This window comes from Kosmotoga sp., from assembly GCF_982836095.1.
This window is the reverse complement of sequence record NZ_CEYIHJ010000129.1, coordinates 1-5634: the sequence shown is the minus strand read 5'-3', so window position 1 is coordinate 5634 and position 5634 is coordinate 1. Positions and strand designations below refer to the sequence as shown.

The 5634-nt window shown below is 42.0% G+C and carries 4 protein-coding genes, 1 tRNA gene and 2 pseudogenes; 5 read left to right on the top strand and 2 right to left on the bottom strand.

Annotated elements, in window-relative coordinates:
• Together AC3LHT_RS08320 and glmM are read right to left on the bottom strand one after the other, a co-directional pair.
• Window positions 1-873 (bottom strand): annotated as a pseudogene (locus tag AC3LHT_RS08320) (excinuclease ABC subunit UvrA); the annotation flags it as partial.
• A complete protein-coding gene (gene glmM, locus AC3LHT_RS08315; protein WP_488662562.1) occupies window positions 866-2179 on the bottom strand; it encodes a phosphoglucosamine mutase in 1314 nt (437 codons plus the stop codon). The pseudogene AC3LHT_RS08320 and the gene glmM, both read right to left, overlap by 8 nt.
• 82 nt (window positions 2180-2261) lie before the next feature.
• Between glmM and AC3LHT_RS08310 the strand changes: the two genes are divergently transcribed.
• The 5 genes and pseudogenes from AC3LHT_RS08310 to AC3LHT_RS08290 all read left to right on the top strand — a co-directional run.
• A tRNA-Ser gene (locus AC3LHT_RS08310) sits at window positions 2262-2352 on the top strand.
• A gap of 52 nt (window positions 2353-2404) precedes the next feature.
• Window positions 2405-3214, top strand: a complete 810-nt coding sequence (gene rsmA / locus AC3LHT_RS08305; protein ID WP_488662561.1) for a 16S rRNA (adenine(1518)-N(6)/adenine(1519)-N(6))-dimethyltransferase RsmA — start codon at window positions 2405-2407, stop codon at window positions 3212-3214.
• Between the two features lies 1 nt (window position 3215).
• Entirely contained in the window at window positions 3216-4904 is a 1689-nt protein-coding gene (locus tag AC3LHT_RS08300) for a sigma-54 interaction domain-containing protein (RefSeq protein WP_488662560.1), read from the top strand.
• Between the two features lie 71 nt (window positions 4905-4975).
• Window positions 4976-5170, top strand: coding sequence for a hypothetical protein (locus AC3LHT_RS08295; RefSeq protein ID WP_488662559.1), 195 nt, complete (start codon window positions 4976-4978; stop codon window positions 5168-5170).
• A 111-nt stretch (window positions 5171-5281) separates the two neighbouring features.
• Window positions 5282-5634 (top strand): annotated as a pseudogene (locus tag AC3LHT_RS08290) (S9 family peptidase); the annotation flags it as partial.

The window sequence follows — 5634 nt, the reverse complement described above, 5'->3', positions numbered from 1 at the left end:
TTCAGATAGTTCCATGGTGTAACCCAGTCCGTGGCAATAAGGACAAGCCCCATAAGGATTGTTGAAAGAAAAGATTTTGGGGTTTATATCAGGTAGGCTGATTCCACAAACAGGACAGGCGAAGTTTTCACTGAACCCCCTTCTGTGCTTTTTATCGAGTGAATTTATCTCTACAAAACCGTTTCCCTCATGAAGGGCCATTTCTACACTATCGGCTAATCTCGAACGATTTTCATCGGTCACTTTGAGCCGATCAACGACCAGGTCAATTCTGTGGCGTTTGTTCTTATCGAGTACTATTTCTTCTTCAAGGTCGTATTGATCATTGTCTATAATCACACGGATGTAACCCCGTTTACGCAGGGCTTCCAATTCTCTCCTGAATTCACCTTTCTTTTCACGGGCAATCGGCGCTAAAATAGCGACCCGTTCACCATCAAAAAACTCCTTGTAGATCATTTCAACGATTTCGTCAAGAGACTGTTTTTCAACAGGCCTACCGCATTGAGGGCAATGTGGTTTTCCAACCCGGGCATAAAGCACTCTGAGATAATCGTGTATTTCTGTCACTGTTCCCACTGTTGAACGTGGATTATGACTGAGGTTTTTTTGCTCAATAGCAATGGATGGAGAAAGCCCCTCAATTCCTTCTACGTCTGGCTTTTTCAATTCGCCCAGGAACTGCCTGGCATAATTAGATAGAGACTCCAGATATCTTCTTTGCCCTTCAGCGTAAATTGTGTCCAAAGCAAGAGAAGATTTTCCAGAGCCTGAAAGCCCTGTTATCACGGTGAGGGAACGCTTGGGGATTGTCACATCGATATTTTTCAAATTGTGCACCTTGGCGCCATGCACATGAATAAAATTACTCATTAGCACACTCCTCTACAAGATCTACAAGCCTTTCACAAACTGCGTTTACCACTTCTTCTATTTCGCCCTCTACCATTATCCTTACATATGGCTCTGTCCCGGAAGGTCTTAAAACTATTCTCAAATCATCTGATTTCAGATTTTCCAACTCTTCTTTGAGTCTCTCACAGTCCATGATTTTTTTCTTGTCGCTGACGGGAACATTTCTTAAAATCTGAGGATACGCAGGGAAATTCTGGTGAAATTCTTCAAGTGTTATTCCTAGATCCGCAAGAGAGGAGAAAGTTTCAAGAGAAGTTATCAAACCATCACCAGTTGTGTTGAGGTCAAGGAAAATAATATGCCCAGATTGCTCGCCACCAAGAGCACTCTCGGTCTGAAGCATTTTCTCAAGGACGTATTTGTCGCCCACCTTTGTTCTTAGCAACTCAATGCCTTTCTCCTGAAGAAATCGCTCAAATCCCAGATTTGACATTATCGTTGCCACGACCGTATTGTTTTTTAACCTTCCATTTTTCATCATATGATGGGCGTTTAGTGCCATCAGTTTGTCACCATCAACGAGTTGATTCCCCGCAAGCACGAAAAGACACCTATCAGCATCTCCGTCAAATAACACGCCAATTTGCCCGGGTTTTAGCTCTTCGCCGATGACATGTGGGTGAAGAGAACCACAACCATCATTTATGTTAATTCCATTGGGATTGATATATCTGAAGTCAGCATTGATTCCCAGTGCGTTGTAAACTTCTTTAACCACAGTAGAAATCGCGCCGTTGGCACCATCTACGATCACTTCTACATCGGGGAAAGGGCGACTTTTGTATTTATTTATCACGTATTGGAGATACATATCCCGGAGTCCAGGATTGTATCCAACCCTTCCAACGTCTGAATAGATTGAATAATGGTAAGGTTTTTCTACGATCAGGCCTTCGATCTCAACTTCCGCTTCATCAGGGATTTTCATGCCCTTTTCAAGCACCTTGATACCATTGTAAACAGCCGGATTATGGGAAGCCGAGATCATAATCCCTATGGTTCCGGTCTCTTTAGTGATGAAAGCAAGAGTTGGTGTGGGGACAATCCCTATTAATTCCACATCCATACCAGCAGCCGCAGCGCCCGCTGCAACAGCGCTTTCGAGCAAATCCCCTGATCCTCGCGTGTCTTTTGCTATGATCAACTTGTTATACTTTCCAAGGAAGTAGCGGCTAACGGCATTCCCAAGTTTCATGGCCAATTCAGCTGTTAGTTCCTCGTTAATGATTCCCCGGACACCATCCGTTCCAAAAAGCTTTTTCATCTGTATCCCCCTCTCCATTAAGCTCATCTACTTTTTGCGTTGACAAGTTCTTCGGTTACTTATATAATTATACTGTAAATCTGGAGAGATGGCCGAGCGGTCGAAGGCGCACGCCTGGAGAGCGTGTGACGGGCACAACCCGTCCGTGGGTTCAAATCCCACTCTCTCCGCCAGGATTAGAAACGGGGTAGCGATACCCCGGTTTTTTCTGTTGGAGGTAAAATTATGGACCTCAAAAAAAATCTACAAGCCCATGGAATTTCGTTGAAGCGTTCATTGGGCCAGAACTTTCTGTTAAACAAAGCCATCCCTGCCAAAATTATAAAATTTTGTAGTCTGACTACCGCCGATACCGTTGTAGAAATAGGGGTTGGTGCAGGGGTACTTACTGAACTACTTGCAAAAAAAGCCAGGAAAGTAATAGCATATGAGATTGACAAAAAGCTTGAACCTATCCTTTTTCATCTGAAAAAATATGACAATCTACAACTGCTGTTCCAAGATTTCTTGAAAGCGAACCTTTCTACATTACTGATTGAGGGAAATCTCTTCTTTGTAGCCAATGTTCCCTATTACATCACATCACCCATTATTGAAAAAATTATGTTCGACTCACCAACATTCAAAGAAGCCCTGCTTATGGTTCAAAAAGAATACGCTGAAAGACTACTGGCTAAACCCAGTACAAAGTCCTATGGTGCTCTCACCGTTTCCATTTCCGCCTTTTCAAGAGTTACAAAACTCTTCGATGTCTCGAAGAAAAATTTTTTCCCCATACCTGGAGTGGACTCTTCCGTAATAAAACTCGAGCCTTTAACTTCACCCAAGATTTCATATGAGGAAAGGAATAAATTTCGAGCCTTCGTTAGGTCTTCATTTGCTCAAAGAAGAAAGAAGCTCAGGAACAATCTTAAAAGCCTTATTCCAGATGTAGGAAAGTTTTTAAAAGAAGCTGGCTTGAGCGAAAATATAAGAGCGGAGGAGCTTTCCCCGGAGATGTTCATCGACTTATATCACATACTGAAAAGGTGGTAAAATGAACGAACATTTATTTGAGGAGATAGTTAATTCATTAGTGGAAGCTGTGCTAGTTATAGATTCCAATGGAATAATCATTCTTATTAACGATGAAGCCTGTCGAATACTCGATTTGAAAAAAGAGGAAGTGATCGGGAAGCCAGTCCTTGGAACTATACCAAACACTCGACTGCATATTGTCCTGAAAACCGGTGAGCCTGAATACGACAAAATACAAAATTTAAACCAGAAAACGATTGTAACTTCAAGAATCCCACTAAAATCAGCAAATGGCTCAGTTTATGCGGTAATGGCTGTCTTTCGTGATATAACCACAGTTCAAAAGATGGCCGAAGAGGTCACAAATTTAAAGGAGATCGAGGCTCTTTTGACAGCCATCATTGATTCTACCCATGATGCCATTTCAGTTGCAGATGACAAAGGCCGTATTGTACTTGTTAACAAAGCCTATACCCGTATAACGGGGATGAGTCCAAAAGATGTAGTTGGAAAGCTCGCCACAGTAGATATTGCGGAAGGCTCTTCTCTGCATATCGAAGTAGCAAGAACTAGAAAGCCTATATACAACGCCAGGTTAAAAGTGGGTCCGGCTCGAAAGGAAGTAATCGTTAATATAACCCCGCTATTTGTTAAAGGTGAATTCAAAGGTAGTGTTGGGGTGATACACGATATCTCTGAAATTGAAAGGCTTGCTAATGAACTGGAAGATACTCGCAGGATACTCAGATATGTCAAGGCACGCTACAATTTTGACGATATTGCCGGTTCGTCACCGAAATTGAAAGTGGCAATCGAACAAGCGAAAAGAGTGGCCAGAACAAGAATGACGGTCTTGCTTAGGGGACCGAGCGGTACCGGCAAGGAACTCTTTGCCCATGCTATTCACAATGCTAGTGATAGAGCCAAAAACAGTTTTGTCAGTGTCAACTGCGCAGCACTACCGGAAAGCATTCTGGAATCTGAACTTTTCGGTTACAGAGAAGGAGCCTTTACCGGTGCCAAAAAAGGTGGCAAAAGAGGGCTTCTCATAGAGGCTGATAAGGGGACTCTTTTTCTGGATGAAATAGGCAAAATGGATATCGCCATTCAATCAAAATTTCTCAGGTTTCTTCAGGACAAAGAAATAACCCCTCTTGGTTCTACAAAGCCAATAAAGCTCGATGTAAGGGTGATCGCTGCCACTAACCTCGACCTTGAAAAATTGGTTGAGGAAAAGAAATTCCTCGCGGCTCTTTATTACAGGTTAAAGGTAGTGCCAATTATCATTCCCCCCCTTTCCGAGCATATCGAAGATATTCCCGAAATTACGAGAGTTGTGATCATGAAATTGAATCAGGAATATGGACGCATGGTGGAAGACATAGAACCCAATGCACTCAAGATATTGATGAACTACTCGTGGCCCGGCAATGTAAGGGAGCTGGAAAATGTACTGGGACGTTCTATGATCAACATGGAACCTCAAGAACGAGTCATAAAAAAGGAACACTTGCCTGAACTGACAAAGCCCACAGGTACCAGTGCTTCTGTGAAAACCGGAAGGCTCTCAGAGCTCATTGCGGAATACGAAAAGCAGATTATATTAGAAACTCTGAAAAAACATTCTGGAAACAAGACTGAAGCGGCAAAGGAACTTGGCATCAGCATAAGGGCTCTTTATTATAAGATTGAGAAATATGGGATTTAGGAAACGCTACGTTCTAATAATGGGCAAGGAATGATAGAGCGACAATTGGTAGAGCGAAGATGAGATGAGTTATGAGTAGCAAGATTAAATATGAGAAGTTGAAAAACAGTACATGGGGAAACCTGATTGTCAGTGGCAAACATTTTTGCAGTAGCTGTGCGTATTCGGATGGAAGAAAAAAGAACCCTGCTGAATATAAAAAACCTGGTCGCGCTTGTAGAGCATTTAGCGAAAAATTTTGGCCATATGAAGCCCTGGAAGAGTAATTTGTGGTTCAAACATTTCAGCAATTTTGGTGCATCTGGAATTCTGTGCTGAATATGTAATTACGCTTCTTCAGAATAGAATGAACTCGTTGAAAATGAGGGGAGAAGTGAATGAAAAACGGATATTTCACTATTGAAGAGATTGTTTCATTACCAACACTTAAAAATCCTGTTATAAACTCTGTTGGTAGTATGGTGGCTTATGTCAAAGTAAATGCCGATTGGGATGATAATGAATTTCGAAGCCAAGTATGGATATATGACGTGGAAAAAGATTTTTCTTATCCCGTAACTGGTTTCAAAACAGAAAGTTCAATGCCTTTATGGTCTCCAGATTCGCAGATACTTGCATATCTTTCAAAAGCTGGGGAAAACAGTGAGAAAAAGAAACAGATTTTTATCAAGCGTTCCCCTGAAGAGGCGGCAATTCAGATAACAAACGCACCCAATGGAGTGGATTCTTA